The 18,194-nt window shown below is 61.5% G+C and carries 12 protein-coding genes; 9 read left to right on the forward strand and 3 right to left on the reverse strand.

The features are described from left to right. The first annotated feature begins 226 nt into the window (after positions 1 to 226). From panB to VGY55_15910, 3 genes are all read left to right on the forward strand, one after another. Positions 227 to 1,012 carry a 3-methyl-2-oxobutanoate hydroxymethyltransferase gene (gene panB, locus VGY55_15900; protein ID HEV2971459.1) on the forward strand — a complete coding sequence of 262 codons (786 nt, stop codon included), beginning with the start codon at positions 227 to 229 and terminating at the stop codon, positions 1,010 to 1,012. Between the two features lie 2 nt (positions 1,013 to 1,014). Then, entirely contained in the window at positions 1,015 to 3,147 is a 2,133-nt protein-coding gene (locus VGY55_15905) for a thioredoxin domain-containing protein (protein ID HEV2971460.1), read from the forward strand. 162 nt (positions 3,148 to 3,309) lie between these two features. Further along, on the forward strand, positions 3,310 to 3,534 hold the full coding sequence (locus VGY55_15910) for a hypothetical protein (GenBank protein ID HEV2971461.1): 225 nt from the start codon (positions 3,310 to 3,312) through the stop codon (positions 3,532 to 3,534). Between the two features lie 516 nt (positions 3,535 to 4,050). Here VGY55_15910 and treS read toward each other — a convergent pair. The 3 genes from treS to VGY55_15925 form a co-directional block, all read right to left on the reverse strand. Next, a complete protein-coding gene (treS, locus tag VGY55_15915) occupies positions 4,051 to 7,596 on the reverse strand; it encodes a maltose alpha-D-glucosyltransferase (protein HEV2971462.1) in 3,546 nt (1,181 codons plus the stop codon). Positions 7,597 to 7,729: 133 nt separating this feature from the next. Then, positions 7,730 to 9,637, reverse strand: coding sequence for a malto-oligosyltrehalose trehalohydrolase (gene treZ / locus VGY55_15920; GenBank protein ID HEV2971463.1), 1,908 nt, complete (start codon positions 9,635 to 9,637; stop codon positions 7,730 to 7,732). 78 nt (positions 9,638 to 9,715) lie between these two features. Beyond that, complete coding sequence (locus VGY55_15925; protein HEV2971464.1) at positions 9,716 to 10,300, reverse strand: hypothetical protein; 585 nt, start codon at positions 10,298 to 10,300, stop codon at positions 9,716 to 9,718. A 191-nt stretch (positions 10,301 to 10,491) separates the two neighbouring features. On the opposite strand from VGY55_15925, the gene VGY55_15930 reads away from it, so the two are divergent. The 6 genes from VGY55_15930 to VGY55_15955 all read left to right on the forward strand — a co-directional run. Next, positions 10,492 to 11,142, forward strand: a complete 651-nt coding sequence (locus VGY55_15930; protein HEV2971465.1) for a cytochrome c3 family protein — start codon at positions 10,492 to 10,494, stop codon at positions 11,140 to 11,142. 18 nt (positions 11,143 to 11,160) lie between these two features. Then, positions 11,161 to 14,241, forward strand: coding sequence for a TAT-variant-translocated molybdopterin oxidoreductase (locus tag VGY55_15935; protein HEV2971466.1), 3,081 nt, complete (start codon positions 11,161 to 11,163; stop codon positions 14,239 to 14,241). Positions 14,242 to 14,420: 179 nt separating this feature from the next. Then, positions 14,421 to 15,839 (forward strand): NrfD/PsrC family molybdoenzyme membrane anchor subunit, encoded by a 1,419-nt coding sequence (nrfD, locus tag VGY55_15940; protein HEV2971467.1) that lies wholly within the window; start codon positions 14,421 to 14,423, stop codon positions 15,837 to 15,839. Next, complete coding sequence (locus tag VGY55_15945; GenBank protein ID HEV2971468.1) at positions 15,829 to 16,368, forward strand: DUF3341 domain-containing protein; 540 nt, start codon at positions 15,829 to 15,831, stop codon at positions 16,366 to 16,368. The genes nrfD and VGY55_15945 overlap by 11 nt, the downstream gene beginning before the upstream one ends. 400 nt (positions 16,369 to 16,768) lie before the next feature. Next, entirely contained in the window at positions 16,769 to 17,410 is a 642-nt protein-coding gene (locus VGY55_15950; protein ID HEV2971469.1) for a cytochrome c, read from the forward strand. Beyond that, positions 17,397 to 18,194 (forward strand): hypothetical protein (locus tag VGY55_15955; protein ID HEV2971470.1); only part of this gene is annotated, 798 nt, incomplete at its 3' end. The genes VGY55_15950 and VGY55_15955, both read left to right, overlap by 14 nt.

Here is an 18,194-nt window from a genome sequence, read left to right on the forward strand (position 1 = left end):
GACCTCCGACCTCCGACCTCCGACCTCCGACCTCCGACCTCCGACCTCCGACCTCCGACCTCCGACCTCCGACCTCCGACCTCCGACCTCCGACCTCCGACCTCCGACCTCCGACCTCCGACCTCCGACCTCCGACGACTCCGGTTCGCAAGCGAACCGGTTAACGAGCGACCTTCGGCCGCCGACAACTAACACCCGAGTCCCCAGTCCCGAGCCCCCAGTCCCCATGCAACTGACCGTCCCCAAATTCGCCGCGCTTAAGGGCTCCGGGCAGAAGATCACGATGCTCACGGCCTATGATTATCCGACGGCCGCGCTGGTGGACGCCGCTGGGGTCGAGGCGGTCTTGGTCGGCGATAGTCTGTCGATGGTCGTGCAGGGGCATGAGACGACGCTGCCGGTGACGCTCGACCAGATGATCTATCATGCCGAGATGGTCGGCCGGGCGGTGCGGCAGGCGCTCGTGATCGTCGATATGCCGTTTCCCACTTGCTACCTGGGGCCGCACAAAGCGGTCGAAAGCGCCGGCCGCGTGCTCAAGGAAACGCGCTGCCAGGCGGTCAAGCTCGAAGGGGGCGCCGAGCAGGCCGACGTGATCGCCGCTCTCGTCTCGGCGGGCATCCCCGTGATGGCGCATTGCGGTCTGCGGCCGCAGAGCGTGCATCAGCTCGGCGGCTATAAGGTGCAGCGCGACGCCGAGCGGCTCCTCGCCGACGCCAAGGCGGCCGAGCAGGCCGGGGCGTTTGCGATGGTGCTCGAGTGTATTCCGTCGGAGCTGGCCAGGCGAGTAACCCAGAGCGTGCGGATTCCGACGATCGGTATCGGTGCCGGCCCCGACTGCGACGGACAGGTGCTGGTGATCAACGATCTCTTGGGCCTAACCAGCGGATATGTGCCCCGATTCGTGAAGGCGTACGCGGATCTCAAGGGCGTGATCATCGGCGCGGCGAGCCAATTTCGCGACGACGTGCGGGCCGGCAAGTTTCCCGGCCCAGAGCAGCAGTTCAATTAGTCATGCCCAATCATCTCGCCGCGGAAACCAGCCCATATCTGCTCCAGCACAAGGACAATCCGGTGGATTGGTATCCTTGGTGTCCGGAGGCGCTCGTCCGCTCGCGGGCGGAGCAGAAGCCGATCTTCCTGTCGATCGGCTACTCGGCCTGCCACTGGTGTCATGTGATGGAGCACGAGAGCTTCGAGAATCCGCGGATCGCGCTGCTCTTGAACGAGCATTTCGTCCCGATCAAAGTGGATCGCGAGGAGCGACCCGATCTCGACCAGATTTACATGAACGCCGTGCAGATGTTGACCGGCCGCGGCGGCTGGCCGATGTCGGTGTTTCTCACGCCCAACCTGCAGCCGTTCTACGGCGGCACATATTGGCCGGAGACGTCGCGCGGCGGAATGCCGGGCTTCGACCAGATTCTTGACGCCGTCGCCGCCGCGTGGCGGGATCGGCGCGGCGACCTTACCGTTCAGGCCGCGGAATTGACGGAGCACCTTCGGGCCGTGCAGATTCCGGCCGCGAGCGAGGGGCTCGGCGCCGCGGAATCGGAGAAACTGTTGCGGCAGGCCGCGACGGCGCTCGAGCGCTCGTTCGATTCGCATCACGGTGGCTTCGGCGGAGCGCCCAAGTTTCCGCACCCGATGGACCTGCGGCTGCTCTTGAGAATCTGGCGCCGCAATTCTCCCTCTCCCCTTACTGGAGAGGGTCGGGGTGAGGGCTCTTCACGTAGCGATTCGGCGCTCAAAGTCGTCGTCACCACCCTCGACAAAATGGCCGCCGGCGGCATCTACGACCATCTCGGCGGCGGGTTCCATCGCTATTCGGTCGATGAGCGCTGGCTCGTTCCGCATTTCGAGAAGATGCTCTACGACAACGCGCTCTTGGCCGGCTGCTACGTCGATGCGTTTCTAGCGACCGGGCGGGCCGATTATGCACGTGTCGCTCGCGAGACACTCGATTATTTTCTCCGCGACATGACCGATCCGGCCGGCGGCATCTACAGCACCGAAGATGCCGACAGCGAAGGGGAGGAAGGGAAGTTCTACGTCTGGACGCCTGCCGAAATCGAGGCCGTGCTCGGCGCCGATGCGGCCCGCACGTTTTGCTATGTTTATGACGTGAGCGATGCCGGGAACTTCGAACGCAGCAACATCCTAAACCTGCCGAAAACCATCGAGCAGTGTGCCAAGCTGCGGCAGCTCGATCAGGATCGCTTGCGGGCCGATCTGGCGGCATGGCGGGCGAAGCTGCTCGAAGCCCGCGGCAAACGCTTTCGGCCGGGGCGCGACGATAAAGTGCTCGTAAGCTGGAACGGATTGGCGATCGACGCGCTGGCCCAGGCGGCTGGCGCGCTCGACGAGCCGCGCTACCTCGCGGCGGCGACGGCGGCAGCCGATTTCATCCTCGCTCAAATGCGCCGCTCGGACGGACGGCTCCTGCACGTCTGGCGCGGCGAGGCCAAACTCGACGCATATCTCGACGATTACGCCTGCCTCGCGAACGCTTTGGTCTCGCTCTACGAAGCGGGCTTCAACGAGCGCTACATCGACGAAGCGGTCCGCTTGGCCGACATCATGCTGGCTCACTTCGCCGATCCGGCCCTCGGCGGCTTTTTCTTCACCGCCGACGATCACGAAGCTCTCGTCGCCCGCCAGAAAGATTGGCAGGACAGTTCCACCCCCAGCGGCAATGCGATGGCGGCCACTACGCTGTTGCGTCTGGGCAAGCTCACCGGACGACGCGATTACACCGACGCGGCAGCCGCCACCTTGCAAGCCGCGGCCGGCCTGATGGCACTCTTCCCCTCGGCCGCCGGCCAAATGCTCATGGCCCTTGACCTGCGCCTCGGCCCCACTCCCGAGATCGTAATCCTCGGCGACGATGCCCCCGACACCGCCGCCGTCCTGGCCGACCTGCGGCATCGCTTCATTCCGAACAAGGTCGTCGCATTTCGCGCGACTCCGCTGGCCTCTATCACATCCACCATATCGCCCGCGCTCGCCGCACTCTTCGAGGGCAAATCAGCTCAACAGCCATCGCCGACGGTTTTCATCTGCGAGAACCTCGCCTGCCAAGCGCCGATCACCGGCCGGGCCGCGGCAAACGATGCGTGGGAGCGACTGATGAACGGGGCGAAATAGTAGAAGCACGAAGCGAGCAACGATGAATCGCCTCAACCCGTAGTGTTCGTCCGTCATCGCGGCGCCGTGGAACGTCGGAAATCTCGGTCGAAATTGACTCCGTTCAGAAAATGGCCGAGAATGTCTGTATGAGCACGACCGGTGTTGACGAGGTAAAATGAAATGAATAAAGCCCTAACGATTGCTGAGATATATTCGCAGTTCGAATCCGAATGGGTTCTGCTCGACGACCCGCAGACCAACGCGGCGCTTGAGGTGCAAGCGGGCAAGGTGCTTTGCCACAGCAAGGACCGAGACGAGGTCTATCGCAAGGCAGTCGAGTTGCGGCCGAAACGCTTCGCGACGCTATTCACAGGCAAGATGCCCGCCGGGACGACGATCGTGTAATGACTTCGGCGTTCGACTCAAGGGACGGTTTGATAATCGTCGCGGCCGAACTTCAAGGACCATCGGGCAGCGCGATTTTGCGATTGGCTCTCGACACGGGTGCGACGACTACGTTGATCAACAGTAGCGTCTTGGTCGCGACGGGTTACGACCCGGCGGCGTCGCCAACTCGTTTTGAGGTGACAACGGGAAGCGGCGTGGAGTATGTCGCGCGCACAGTTTTACTCTGGCTGAGCGCGCTAGGCCGTCAAAGATAAGACTTCGCCGTTTTGGCCCACACCTTGCCGCCGAGCGCGGGCGTGGACGGGTTGCTCGGTCTCGATTTCTCGCGAGGCCATCTTCTCACGGTGGATTTTCGCGGCGGTCTGACCAAGTTGGGTTAAACCACGCCTCGCGCCAACGCTAATTCTCGATCGCGGCTATGCTTATCGATTCGCAAGCGCACTTCGTCGGAGATGGGTATCATCGCCTCTACTTCTGAATCCAGCGCACCATCGGCCAGCAAGGCCGACGGAACTAAGTCGCCGCGGCGGATTGCGGCGGCGCGAGCAGTTCCAGAATCCCGCGCAGCGGCGTTTCTACGTCATCCGGGCGGTTGTTGAGTTCGTAGTTGAGTTCGTAGATCGCGCGCTCGAGTAGATGGAAGTCGAAGAGGGCGTCGATGTGGGTGGGATTGGCGGGGAGCAGATCGGCGGTCGAGACGGCGGCGGCGTAGGCCCGCAGGAAGGCGGAACTGGTCCAGACGTACCAAAACTCGGCTGCTTCCTTGATGGCCATTTGAGCGTCGGGGCTGGTCACGCCCATTTGGGCCAGCCTCGGCGCGGATTGAGCGGCCGCGTAGTGGAATGAGCGGATCATGCCCGCGACGTCCAAGAGGCCCGAGCGCTTCATCCGCCGCGCGGCGAGCGGCCGATGCGGCTCGCCCTCGAAGTCGATGATCAAGAAGTCCTTGCCTGTGTACAGCACCTGACCGAGATGATAGTCGCCGTGGCAGCGGATTCGGCGGGCGACAATTTTCGGCTTGAGGATCGCGCGGAACCGCTCGAGCACCGCCTTCTCGCGGTCGAGAAGGTCGCGGGCGACCGGTGCGGCAGCCACCGGCAGCACATCCAGGCGTTGCCGCAAAGCGTTGAAGGAGTCGGCCAGCAGCTTGCGCGACGTTTGATACAGTGAACGCTGATAGAGAGTTGAGAAATTCTCGGGGGCGAAATTTGCCTCGTCGGTGTTCGCCAGCGCGACGTGCAGCTCGCCGGTGCTTCGGCCCAGGAGCATGGCGGATTCGAGGAAACCGCCGAGCAGTTGGTGGGCCAACGGCGAGGCCTCGCCCCGGGCCAGCTCCCAGAGCGAGCCGCGCGGCGTGGCGGCGGCGGATGGGCGGCCTTCGGCCGGCAGCGCCATGATTCCTTCCAGATAACGCTTCAAGAAATCGAGCGTGAATTGCCAGGCCGTGATCGTGTGCGGCGCATAGCCTTGCAACACGCCGATCGTGACCGGCTCTTGCCGCCGGATCACGAATTCAAGCGATCCGGCCAACCGCGGCGTGTTCGCGAAGCGGCCGTTCGTGCCGAGAATCCGGCCGATTTCCAATTCCGGATTCACGCCCATTTGGAGGCGGCGGAAGACCTTGAGGATCAGCTTCTCGTCGAAGATCACCGAGCTGTTGCTCTGCTCTGCCTTGCCGGGAACCGGTACGAGGGCCGTCGGCTCGGGGCCACCCAGTTCGTCGAGCGCTGGGGCAGGCCAACCGACCAATTCGCCGCGAGTTCCTTTCACGCGGCGACGATTGGCGATAAGGTCCAAGAGCATCGTCGCGCCTTGCGGTTCCTCCAGGGCGTCGAACAACACTCCAATCTCGCCGGACGCCGCAGGGGATCCCCCCTTTTGCTCCGATCCCGGCGCAGGTTCGCTCGAATGAGACGGTCCCCTGCGGTTCTTCGCTTGCAATTGAACGAGGACCGATTTCGGCCGATCGGCGAGGAATCGCTCGGCCTCGGCGCCCCACGCAACGGTGATCGGGAGCAAATACCCCTCCGGTTCCCCTTCGCGATACTCGACGCGCAAGAACAGCAGCATCGGGCCGTCGTGATTGGGTTTTTCCTTCTCATTGCCGGCGCCTTTCCCCTGCCGCAGAGACGCAATCCGATCGAGCGGAACGCTGTCGGCCACTTGCAGCGACTGGATCGGCCGCGACTTGCCGCCGAACCAGCGCCGATTCGGCAGCTCGCGGGCCAGAATCGATTCGAAGCTTGCCTTGTGCCGCCCCTGCAAGATTTCGGACCAGCGCGAGTTGACGGTCAACGTTGCCGGGCCGAGGACCGCGCCATCGACCTGGCCCGCATCGGCTTTGTCCGGCGCCAGATCGAACCAATTGAAGGCGTGCGACGAGAGCGTAAGCAAATACGGTAGTTTGCCGATCGCGGGAAACTTGGTTTGGCCGAAAAGTTCGACCGGACGACGACCGGCGAATTGCTGAAGGTTCAACTCGACATACTGCGTGAATCGCGAGAGGTTGGCGACCACCAGGATGTGCTCGTCGTTGTGGTGGCGGATGAACGCCAGGACGCGATGGTTTTCGGGGGTCAACTGCTCGTAGGTGCCACGGCTCAGGGCCGGATGGCGCTGCCGCAGGGCGATCAACCGCTTCATCCACCAGAGGAGCGAAGACGGATTGAGCTGCTCCGTCTCGACATTCACGGCGCCGAATAAGTATTCCGAATCGATGATCACCGGCGAATAAAGCATCTGCGGATTGGCCCGCGAGAAGCCGGCGTTGCGATCGGCGCTCCATTGCATCGGGGTTCGCACGCCGTGGCGATCGCCGAGATAAATGTTGTCTCCCATGCCGATCTCGTCGCCGTAATAGATCACCGGCGTTCCGGGCAGCGAGCAAAGCAGTCCGTTCATCAGCTCGATCGTGCGGCGATTATTCTTTAGCAACGGCGCCAATCGGCGGCGGATGCCGAGATTGATCCGGGCCTGCGGATCGCGGGCGTAAACGCGGAACATATAGTCGCGCTCTTCGTCGGTGACCATTTCGAGCGTCAGCTCGTCGTGGTTGCGCAGGAAGACGAGCCACTGGCAGTTTTCCGGGATCGGCGGCGTCTGCTGAAGAATATCCATGATCGGGAAACAATCTTCCATTTGGATCGCCATGAATAGGCGCGGCATCACGGGGAAATGGAAGGCCGTATGGCATTCGTCGCCGTCGCCGAAATAGGCGATCGCGTCCTCAGGCCATTGGTTCGCCTCGGCCAAGAGCATCCGCCCGGGGAAACGATCGTCCACGTGCTTGCGAAGTTTTTTGAGAAACTCGTGGGTCTCCGGCAAGTTTTCGCAGTTGGTCCCTTCGCGCTCGTAGAGATACGGCACGGCGTCGAGCCGCACTCCGTCCACACCGAGGCGGAGCCAAAAATCGAGCACGTCGAACATCGCCTCGTGAACGCGCGGATTGTCGAAATTCAAATCCGGCTGATGCGAGTAGAAGCGATGCCAGTAGTAGGCCTTTGCCACCGGATCCCACGACCAGTTCGAGACCTCGAAATCCTTGAAGATGATCCGCGCGTCCTTGTACTTTTCCGGCGTGTCGCTCCAAACGTAGAAATCGCGGGCGGAGCTGCCCGGCTTAGCCCGGCGGGCTCGCTGAAACCAACGATGCTGGTCCGAAGTGTGGTTGAGCACCATCTCGGTGATCACTTGCAGGCCGCGGCTATGCGCTTCGCGCACGAACCGCTTGAAATCCGCCAGGGTGCCGTAGGCTGGGTTCACGTCGAGATAGTCGGCAATGTCGTAGCCATCGTCGCGCAGCGGCGAAGGATAAAACGGCAACAGCCAGAGTGCCGTGACGCCGAGGTCTTGCAAGTAGTCGAGCTTTTCCGTCAATCCCGGAAAATCGCCGATGCCGTCGTTGTTGCTGTCGTAGAAGGCACGGACGTGGAGCTGGTAAATCACCGCGTCCTTGTACCAAAGCGGATTCGCCGGGGCGTAGCCCGACTTGGAATCGGTCTTCGGCAAGGGTTCCGTAGCGCCGGCGGTCGACGTCGGTAAGATCGTGCTAAGTGGCATGTGAGTCCATTGCTCCACTTTCCGCCGTGAGGGTCAAACGTGAATAAGAAAGTCTCTGACTTTGGCAAGCACCCTCACCCCTGCCCTTTCCCAAAGAGCGAGAGAGAAGCGCTGCTGTCGGCAGCACGTTGAATTATTGCGTATCGACCGGCTTCGGGCCAAGGACAAGTGCCGCATGACCGGGAAAATACCAGTGCTTTGTGTCTAGTACGCCGGTACCGGAGCCGCCATAGCGGGGGTCTTCGCTCGACCAAATGACTCGCCAATCGCAATCGGGCGGCGGCGCCACGAGCGGCTCGGCCAACGGCGAGTATTCCAGATCGCGCCCCAGATTCACCATCAGCAGCCGGTCGTCTCCCGCCTCGCCGAAGAATCGCAGTGCAAATGCTTCCGGCCCGAGCACTGCGCCGAAGAGCCGATCCGCTCGCTGGGCCGAGAAGACCGGATCGTCGCGACGCAGGCCGAGCAAATCGCGATGCAGCGTCAGCGCCGCGACGTTTTGCTCGCGCTCGCACCAATCCAGCTTCGAGCGCTCGAAGGTCTGTGGGTCGCCGGGATCGGCGAAGCATTCGTCGACGTCCGGTCCGCTGAGGCTGCGAAATTGCTTCAGCGCTTCGTGCCGCCCTTCGCGGACGAGCTTGCCGAGATCCACCTCGTGGTCGGCGAAAAACAGGAACGGCGCGGAGGCGCAGAATTCCTGACCTTGAAACAACAACGGCGTGCCGGGGGCCAACAGCATGAGTGCCGTGAGCGCGCGGTAGCGGCCGGGCGAGGTCAACTCGTGGCCGCGCCTCCCGTGCGCCGAATTGCCGATCTGATCGTGGTTCTGCAGAAAGATGACGAATTGCTCGGCGTCGAGGCCGAAGCTCGAGCCGCCGCGCCGCCGCTGCTGCCGCCCATTCCATTGCCCCTGATAAAGGTAGCCCCATTTGACTGCTGAGATCAACTCTTGTGGCTTGCCGCGATAATCCGCATAGTAGTGTTCGGCATGGCCGGTCATGGCGACTCGGGCTGCGTGGTGAAAATCGTCATTCCACGCAGCATCGAGACCGTAGCCGCCCAGCTCGGTTGGCCGCAGCAGCCGCGAGTCTTGGAACTCATTCTCGGCGACGACGAGCGTCTTCCGCCCGCGGGCGGCCTCGCGCACCCGCCGGCCAATCGCAGCCAGAATATGTTCAGGGGAATCGTCGAGGATGGCATGAACGGCATCCAACCGCAGTCCATCGACATGAAACTCGTCGATCCAATATCTGGCATTCGAGATGAAAAACTCGCGGACGGGTCCGCAATGGGCCGCGTCGAAATTGATCCCCTCGCCCCAGTCGGTGTGATGCCGCTTCGAGGTGTACTCGGTCGAGAATTGGGCCAGATAGTTCCCGGTCGGGCCGAAATGGTTATAGACCACGTCGAGGATCACACCCATCCGCAAGCGATGGGCTTCATCGACGAAGCGGCGAAAATCGTCGGGCATGCCATAAAGGCGCGTCGGCGCGAACAGATCGACGCCGTCATACCCCCAGCCGAATCGCCCGTCGAACTCGGCGACCGGCATCAACTCGATGAGTGTGATGCCGAGTTCGGCGAGTTGCGGAAGTTTCGCAATCGCAGCCTGAAACGTTCCTTCCGGAGTGAACGTGCCGATGTGCAGTTCGTAGACGATTTGTCCCTTTCGCGACGGGCCGGTCCAATCGGAGTCGGACCACTCGTAAGCCAGCGGATCGACCACCATCGACAGGCCGTGCGGGCCGTCGGGCTGAAATCGCGAGGCTGGATCGGGATAGGGCTGCGCCCCGTCATCCAAGCGGAAACCATACAGCGTGCCGGCAGCGGCGTCGCGCGCGAAGCCTGAGAAATGACCGTCGGCTTCCGGTTCGAGCGCGACCGACAATCTCCCAAGCTCATCCATTGGCTGACGGTCACTACTGAAAGTGACTTCAACCTTCCATCGTCGCGGCGCCCAGACTCGAAAATGAACGCCTCCACTTGGTTGAATCTCCGCCCCGATCGGCAGCCGACGGCTCAGGGCAGGCGGCTGACTCAAACTTGACCAATCTGACCGGGTTACGTTCATCTCACGATCCTTCGCGGTGACCGAAAGTTAACGACTGGAATATGTCGCTCATTTCGGCCAGTCGGCCTGGGGATCGAAGTTTACGATCGGCAGGGCTGGGGTGATCGGAATTTGCAGGCGGAGATATGGCTTGTCGGCGGCCTTGTGGCAACTGTAACAGCCTTCAATAGTAAACCGATAGGCCTTTTCAAAGGCGCCCTTGTCTTTCGACTTGATGGCCGTCCCCAATTGCTTGAGCGGGCTGTTTTCGAGCGATTGAAGAATGGCCGGCAGGTCGATCTCGCGGCCCGCGTTATCCTTCCTTTTGGGAATGATTCGCACGGCCCAGGCCAAATGCGAGCGGGTTTCGCTCCAGAAGAAATCGGCCAGGGGCCAATTCTCCTTTTCTCCGGCGAACCAAAGATTCGAAAACTGCATTGCCACATCGGTCATCGCATGCGATTGGTCGGGCACCTTTCCTTTCAAAACGGCCAGATCGCCGTCAATCGTCGCTAAATCGGGGACCTTCTTAACGGAACTCTCGGCAGCGGTGGCCGGGGCAACCTCGCCCCGACTGGCGAACGACGCCAAAACAAAACCGATTGCCATGCCGGTCGATAGAACGATCAAGTGGGGAAATTTGCGACTGGACATTTTGAGACTGCTCCCTATCTCCTGGTGCACACGCGAGTAGAGGATTGACGCACCGCACGGGGCATCTTATGTTGCCGGGCGGGCTGCTCGCAATATGGTCGCCAGCGTCGACGTGGTCAGGCGTATCATTTGCGGGTAACGAGCAAATAACGAACCGTCACCCTTGTTTGCGCCATCCACCGGCACCTCCCATGCCGCAGATTTTCGGCCCGGAATTCAACACGATTTCCAGAGTGACGATCTTCGGATCGGCCATCATCGTGGCCTTTTTATTCTGGGTTGCCGAGATCTTGTATCGGTCTCCGTATGCGACCGGCGCGGACACGGCCTATGTCCAGCCGGTGCCATTTAGTCATGAACATCACGTTGGACAGTTGGGATTCGACTGCCGGTACTGCCACACTTCGGTCGAGAACTCCTCGTTCGCCGGCATTCCTTCGACCAAGATTTGCATGAACTGCCATTCGCAGATGTGGGTTGGCAGCGCGATGCTCGCCCCGGTTCGCGAGAGTTATGCCTCGGGCCGATCGATTCCTTGGCAACGCGTACACAACTTGCCGCAATTCGCTTACTTCGATCACAGCATTCACATCCGCAAAGGAGTCGGCTGCGTCACATGCCACGGCCGCGTGAATGAAATGCCGCTCACCTGGCAGGCGGGTTCGTTGCAGATGAGCTGGTGTCTCGAGTGTCACGATCGGCCGGCCGACTACATCCGACCGCGAGAGCAGGTCTTCAACATGAAATGGGAAGCGGCCGTGAATCAGGCCGAGATCGGCAAACGGCTAGCCGCCGACTACCATGTGCAAAGTCGGATCGATTGTTCCACGTGTCATCGCTGAACCGCGGAGTCCCCGGATATGGATTACGCCGCAATGCGGGAAAAACTGGCCGCGACTTCGGGAAAGCGCTTCTGGCGCTGTCTCGAAGAATTAGCCGACGACCCCGAGGTCGAGACGCTGCTGCTGCGCCAATTTCCAGGGCAGGCAACGGCTTGGGCCGATCCGCTTGACCGCCGAAAGTTCCTGTCGCTATTGGGGGCGTCGCTCACCTTAGCGGGAATCTCGGGCTGTTCCGTGCAGCCCCCGGCGGAAACGATCATGCCCTATGTCCGTTCGCCGACGAAGTTGACGCCGGGCGTTTCCCTCTTTTTCGCCACGGCCGTGACGATCGGCGAATCGACGACCGGCCTGTTGGTCGAAAGTCATGAAGGCCGGCCGACAAAGATCGAAGGGAACCCCGATCATCCGGCCAGCAGCGGCGCCACCGACATCTTCGCGCAAGCGGCGATTTTGGATATGTACGATCCGGATCGCTCGCAGACCGTTTCCTCCGGCGACCAGATCAGCACCTGGGGAGACGCGGTAACGGCAATCCGCGCCGCGATCGAAGGGCAGCGCGGCAAGCACGGCGCCGGCTTGCGGTTCTTGACCCCGACGGTCACCTCGCCGACATTGGCCGGCCAGCTCGACGCAATCCTCAAGGCATTTCCGGCGGCCCGCTGGCATCAATATGAGCCGGCCTCGCGCGATGCGCGCTGGGAGGGCTCGCGCCTGGCGTTTGGCGAATTCGTCAACACGATCTATCATTTCGACCGTGCCGACGTAATCTTCTCGCTCGACGCGGATTTCTTGGCCCCGCCGGGGAATTTGCAGTACGTCCGCGATTTCATCGACCGCCGCCGCGTGACCGCGAGCGCGAGCGACGCCAAGCGAGCCACGATGAATCGACTGTACGTCGCGGAATGCACGCCGAGCATCACCGGGGCGAAGGCCGATCATCGCTGGGCGATGCGGGCCGCGGAGGTGGAACTGTTCGCTCGAGCCGTCGCCGCGAAGCTCGACCCCAATCTGAAGTCGCTCGCGGAAGGAATGTCGCATCCGGTCGCGGACGCCGCGGTCGAGGCACTCGTGCGCGACCTTCGGAAATCGGGGGCGAAGAGCGTCGTCGTGGCCGGCGATCGCCAGCCGCCGGCGGTCCATGCACTGGCGCATGCGATGAACGACGCGCTTGGCGCCGTCGGTACGACCGTGACGTTCACCGATCCGATCGAGTTCGCGCCGACGAATCAAATGAAATCGCTAGCCGATTTGGCGACCGATATGGCCGCCGGTTTCGTCGAGCTGCTAGTGATTGTCGGCGTGAACGCGGCGTACAGTGCTCCGGCCGACTTGGAATTCGCTAAGCGTCTCGCGAAAGTTCCCCTATCGGTCCATGTTGGACTCTATCGAGACGAGACGGCGGTGCTATGCAGTTGGCATATTCCGAAAGCTCATTTCTTGGAGTCGTGGAGTGACGCCCGATGCTTTGATGGCACGGCGACGATCGTGCAGCCGCTCATCGCTCCCCTTTACGGTGGCCGAACGCCGCACGAAGTGCTTCAGCTTTTCGTCGTACCAGCGGAAATGACGGGCTATGAAATTGTCCGCGATTACTGGCGGCGCCGATGGAAGGATGCGAATCGCCCCGAGGATTTCGAGACCTTCTGGGAGACCGCCGTTCACGATGGTTTTGTTCCCGACACCGCGCTCTCAGAGAAAAAGGTTGCGATTCAACAAGATTGGATTCGAAACATCGGGGCAGTGAATTCGGCGACAACGCGAAACGGCGCCGTTTCCGAGCGGCCTCTGGAAATCGTCTTCGCGACCGATCCAACGATCTTCGACGGCCGCTTCGCGAACAACGGTTGGCTGCAAGAATTGCCTAAGCCGCTCACGAAGCTGACCTGGGACAACGCGGCGCTTATCAGTCCGGCAATGGCTGAGCGGCTGGGAGTATCGGCCATGGTGAGCGGGCACGGCGGCGAGCATGGCGAAGTGACCGTCGACGTGGTCGAGTTGCACTACGCCGGTCGCAAGCTGCAAGCGCCCGTCTGGATCATGCCGGGGCAGCCGGACAATTCAGTCACGGTGCATTTAGGCTATGGTCGAACGGCCGCGGGACGCATAGGAAGTGGAATCGGCTTCAATGCCAATCTGCTCCGCACGTCGGCGGCCCCGTGGTTCGGCAGCGGATTGGAGATTCGCAGGACGGGCGCGCAATCGCCGCTCGCCTGCACTCAGTATCACCACCGGATGGAAGATCGAGATCTCGTGCGGACTGCAACGCTCGATGAATTCCGCCGCGATCCGACGTTCGTCAAAGAGTCGACCAAATCGGACGTCGCCGGCCACGGCCAGCGCACCTTGCCCACGCTCTATGCTCCGCAGGAGCATTCTTATAACGGCTACAAATGGGGAATGGCCATCGATCTCAACGCTTGTATCGGCTGCAATGCGTGCGTCGTGGCGTGTCAGGCGGAGAACAATATCCCCGTCGTCGGCAAGGAGCAGGTCACGCGCGGCCGCGAGATGCACTGGATTCGGATCGACCGCTACTATCGCGGCAAGCCCGACAATCCAGAGTATTTCTTTCAGCCAGTCAATTGCATGCAGTGCGAGAATGCACCCTGCGAGTTGGTTTGCCCGGTCGAGGCGACGGTGCATAGCGACGAGGGACTGAACGACATGGTCTACAATCGCTGCGTCGGCACGCGCTATTGCTCGAACAACTGCCCGTACAAGGTTCGCCGCTTCAATTTCCTCCAATACAGTGATTTCACGACTCCCAGCTTGCAACTCTTGCACAATCCGGAGGTGACGGTGCGCAGCCGTGGCGTGATGGAGAAATGCACGTATTGCGTGCAGCGGATCACGCAAGGCCGGATCGCGGCCGAGAAGGAGGACCGCCGAGTGCGCGACGGCGAGGTGCTCACCGCCTGTCAAGCGGTCTGCCCAGCCCACGCGATTTCGTTCGGCGACCTGAACGATCAAAAGAGCGAGGTCGCCGCGTGGAAAGCCCGGCCGCTCGAATACCCATTGTTGGCAGAGTTGAACACCGTGCCGCGAACGACGTATTTGGCGGAACTGCGAAATCCCAATCCAGAAATCGAGAACGCGTAGAGAAGCGGAGGTCGAGACCGCGTAGAGAAGTGGACGCACAGCGTCCGACCGTTTCCCCTCCCTTTTGGGAGAGGGTTAGGGTGAGGGGAAGCGGCGTTTTATGTTGTTCCCCTCACCCCGGCCCTCTCCCAGAGGGAGAGGGAGAACAAGTGCCGATCGTCCGAGGCGGAACACAAGACATGTCTGACCAAACCTCACGATCCGCCGGAGCCGCCGATCGGGCCGATCCGCTCCGCGATTATCCCGTGATCCAGCCGGGGCACACGTTCGCTTCCATCACCAACAAGATCAGCTCGATCGTGCTCACTCGCGGCACGCCGCGCGGCTGGTGGATCGGGTTCAGCGCGGCGACGGTGCTCGTCGTCGTGCTCTTCTATTCGATCGTCTACTTGCTTGCGATGGGCGTCGGCGTCTGGGGAATCAATATCCCGGTGGCGTGGGGCTTCGCGATCGTCAATTTCGTGTGGTGGATCGGCATCGGACATGCCGGCACGCTCATCTCCGCTATTCTGCTCTTGCTGCATCAAACATGGCGCACCTCGATCAACCGCTTCGCCGAGGCGATGACGCTGTTCGCCGTGACGAGTGCCGGGCTGTTCCCGCTTTTGCACCTCGGGCGGCCCTGGTTCTTCTATTGGCTCATTCCCTATCCGAACACGATGGACCTCTGGCCGCAGTTCCGCAGCCCCCTGGTCTGGGATGTGTTCGCGGTCGGAACGTATTTCACCGTCTCGTTGATGTTCTGGTATGTCGGGTTAATTCCTGATCTGGCGACGATCCGCGATCGCGCGACGAGCCGCGCCGGGCAGATCGTCTACGGCTTCCTGGCGATGGGGTGGCGTGGTTCGGCGCGACACTGGAAGCGCTACGAGACGGCCTATCTGCTGCTCGGCGGATTGGCGACGCCTCTGGTCGTGTCCGTGCATACGGTGGTGAGCTTCGATTTTGCCGTGGCGATCGTTCCCGGCTGGCATTCGACGATCTTCCCGCCATATTTCGTCGCCGGGGCGATCTTCTCCGGCTTCGCGATGGTGCTGACGATCGCGATTCCATTGCGGGCGTTTTACCACTTGGAAGACGTCGTCACGCTTCGACACCTCGAGAACATGGGAAAGATTCTGCTCGTGACCGGCCTGATGGTCGGCTTCGGCTATGGGATCGAGACGTTCATGGCCTGGTACGGCGGAAATCTATTTGAGTATTCGCACTTCGTCGATCGGATGTTTGGCGCTTATGCGTGGGTGTTTTGGACCGTGATCTGCTGCAACGTGCTGTCGCCGCAATTCCTCTGGTTCAACTTTTTCCGCTCGAAGCCTTGGTTTCTATTCATGATCGCGCTGGTGATCAATATGGGGATGTGGCTGGAGCGGTACATGATCGTCGTCGGGGGTCTGCACCGCGACTTCATGCCGTCGGCTTGGGGCATGTATCATCCGACTGTTTGGGACTGGGCGACGTTCATCGGTTCGATGGGACTGTTCGTCTGGCTCATGTTCTTATTCATCCGCTTCCTGCCGATGATCTCGATCGCCGAGATGCGCACTCTGCTGCCGCCGGCGCAGGCGACAAAGACCTTGGAGGAACGACATGAACACTGAGCCATCTCTATATGGGCTGCTCGCCGAATTCACGGATCCGGTCGCGCTCGTCGCCGCGACACAAGCGGCCCAAGACGAAGGTTACCGTCGCATCGAGGCGTACACGCCGTTCCCCATCGAGGAGTTGGCCGAGATCATCGGCTTCACCAAGACCCGCGTGCCGTTGGTCGTCCTCATCGGCGGGATTGTCGGCTGCGTCGGCGGGTTTTTCATGCAGTATTATGCCTGCGTGATCAGCTATCCGCTCAACGTCGGCGGCCGGCCGATCGATAGTTGGCCGGCGTTTGTTCCGATCACCTTCGAGTTAACAATCCTCTGCGCTGCGCTCGCGGCCGTGTTTGGGATGCTCGGGCTGAACCGCTTACCGATGCCGTATCACCCATTGTTCCACGTGCCGGAATTTGCTCGGGCCAGTCAAGACCGGTTCTTTCTCTGCATCGAGACGAGCGATCCGAAATTCGAGTTGGAAAGCGCCAGAGAGTTTCTGGCGAGCGTAGGCGCGAGAGAAGTGAAGGAAGTGCCGCAATAGGGTCGCGTCAATGTCATTCGGAATACACGATTCGAATCCAAACTACAGGCGGCCTGAAGGGCCGCGGGAGCCCACCCCAAGGTGGAGCGACGTTCTCCGTAAGGAGAACGGAGCGGAACCCTGGGACGACCGAGTCAACCCGCGCGCTCGCGGCCTGAAGGGCCGCCGGAGAGTACGCGCGCCGGCGAAGCGGTTGGCAAGGTTAAGACGGGGAATCCGTCGCCCTTTCAGGGCCAAGATGACGTTGGGAATCGCTGGCCCAGGGTTTCGCTCGACAGTCCTAACGGACGGTCTCGCTGCACCCTGGGCTGGGCTCCGACGGCCTTTCAGGCCGAGGCAACCGCCGCGCATTCTGTCCTGCCGCGGCAATCTGCCGGCGTTTGTGATTATTTGTGCGCTCGTGTCTCTCGTCGGTTGTCAGCAAGAGATGGGCAAGCAGCCGGCATTTCGGCCGCTCGAGCCGAGTGGGTTCTTCGCCGATGGCCGATCGGCGCGGCCGCTCGTTACCGGGACGATCGCCCGAGGACAATTGGAGACCGACGTCGGATTCTTCACGGGCCGGCGCGAGCGCGCGCCGCAACCGGAGATCGTGGCGGCGGCAGGCCAGGAAGCAGGAAAACCCACCGTCCGGTTGGTAAATCCGGACGACATGGCAAGCTACGTTGACAACTTTCCCTTCGCCATGACGACGCAAATCCTCGACCGGGGCCGCGAGCGATTCACTATTTACTGCGCGGTATGCCACGGGACCTACGGATACGGTGACGGCATCGTGGTCCGCCGCGGCTTCAAGGCGCCGCCGTCGTATCACATCGACCGGCTGCGCGACGCCCCGGTCGGCTACGTTTTCGCCGTGGCGACCTATGGCTATGGGGCGATGGCCGATTACGCGGAACAAGTCGCGCCGCGCGACCGCTGGGCGATCGTAGCCTACATCCGAGCCCTGCAATTGAGTCAGCGTCTAAAGTTGGCCGATCTCTCGGCGGACGAGCGCGGGCGGATTATTCCCAAGTTGGAGGCCGACGGCAGTGGACCAAAATGAGTTGATCCATGACCGGCTCCTGCCGCGATCGCTCCTGGCCGGCGCGATCGGGATCGCATTCTGCCTCGCCTGCTGGATTTTTCGGCCGGAAGCATTTTTCCGAGGGTATCTGGTTGGCTACATCTTCTGCATCGGAATCCTGCTGGGGTGCATGGCGATCGAGATGATGTATCGGCTGACCGGAGGCGGCTGGGGCGAAATGATTCATCGTCCGATCGAGGCGGCGCTGCGAACGCTGCCGCTGGCCGCGCTGTTCTTCCTGCCCGTGATCGCCGGAATGCATCGACTTTACATCTGGACGAGCGCCTCGACGGCGGCTGACCCAACTCTGGCCCGTCAGAGCCAGTACCTGAACACGACTGCATTCGTGGTACGCGCCGCTGTTTACTTCGCGGTCTGGCTGACGCTGGCTTTTCTGTTATCGAACTGGTCACGACAATTGGATCGCACCGGGGATGCGGCGATTGTCCGCCGACTCGGGGTCCTGAGCGGTCCAGGGGCGGTGTTATTCGCGCTCGCCGACACGTTCGCGGCCATCGATTGGCAGATGTCGCTAGAGCCGCATTGGACTTCGACGATCTTTCCGGTGATCTTCGGGATCGGCCAGTTGTTGAGCGGATTCGCATTTGCCACGTTAGCAACGACCGTGCTTTCGTCCCATCCGCGCGTGACACGACCGGTCGGCAAGCTATTCCTGCAGGACTTGGGAAGCCTGCTGCTGGCGTTTGTCGCATTCTGGGCTTATGTTTCGTTCGCGCAGTTCTTGCTGATTTGGAGCGGCAAT

The sequence above is a fragment of the Pirellulales bacterium genome, from assembly GCA_035939775.1.
Taxonomy (GTDB): Bacteria; Planctomycetota; Planctomycetia; order Pirellulales; family DATAWG01; genus DASZFO01.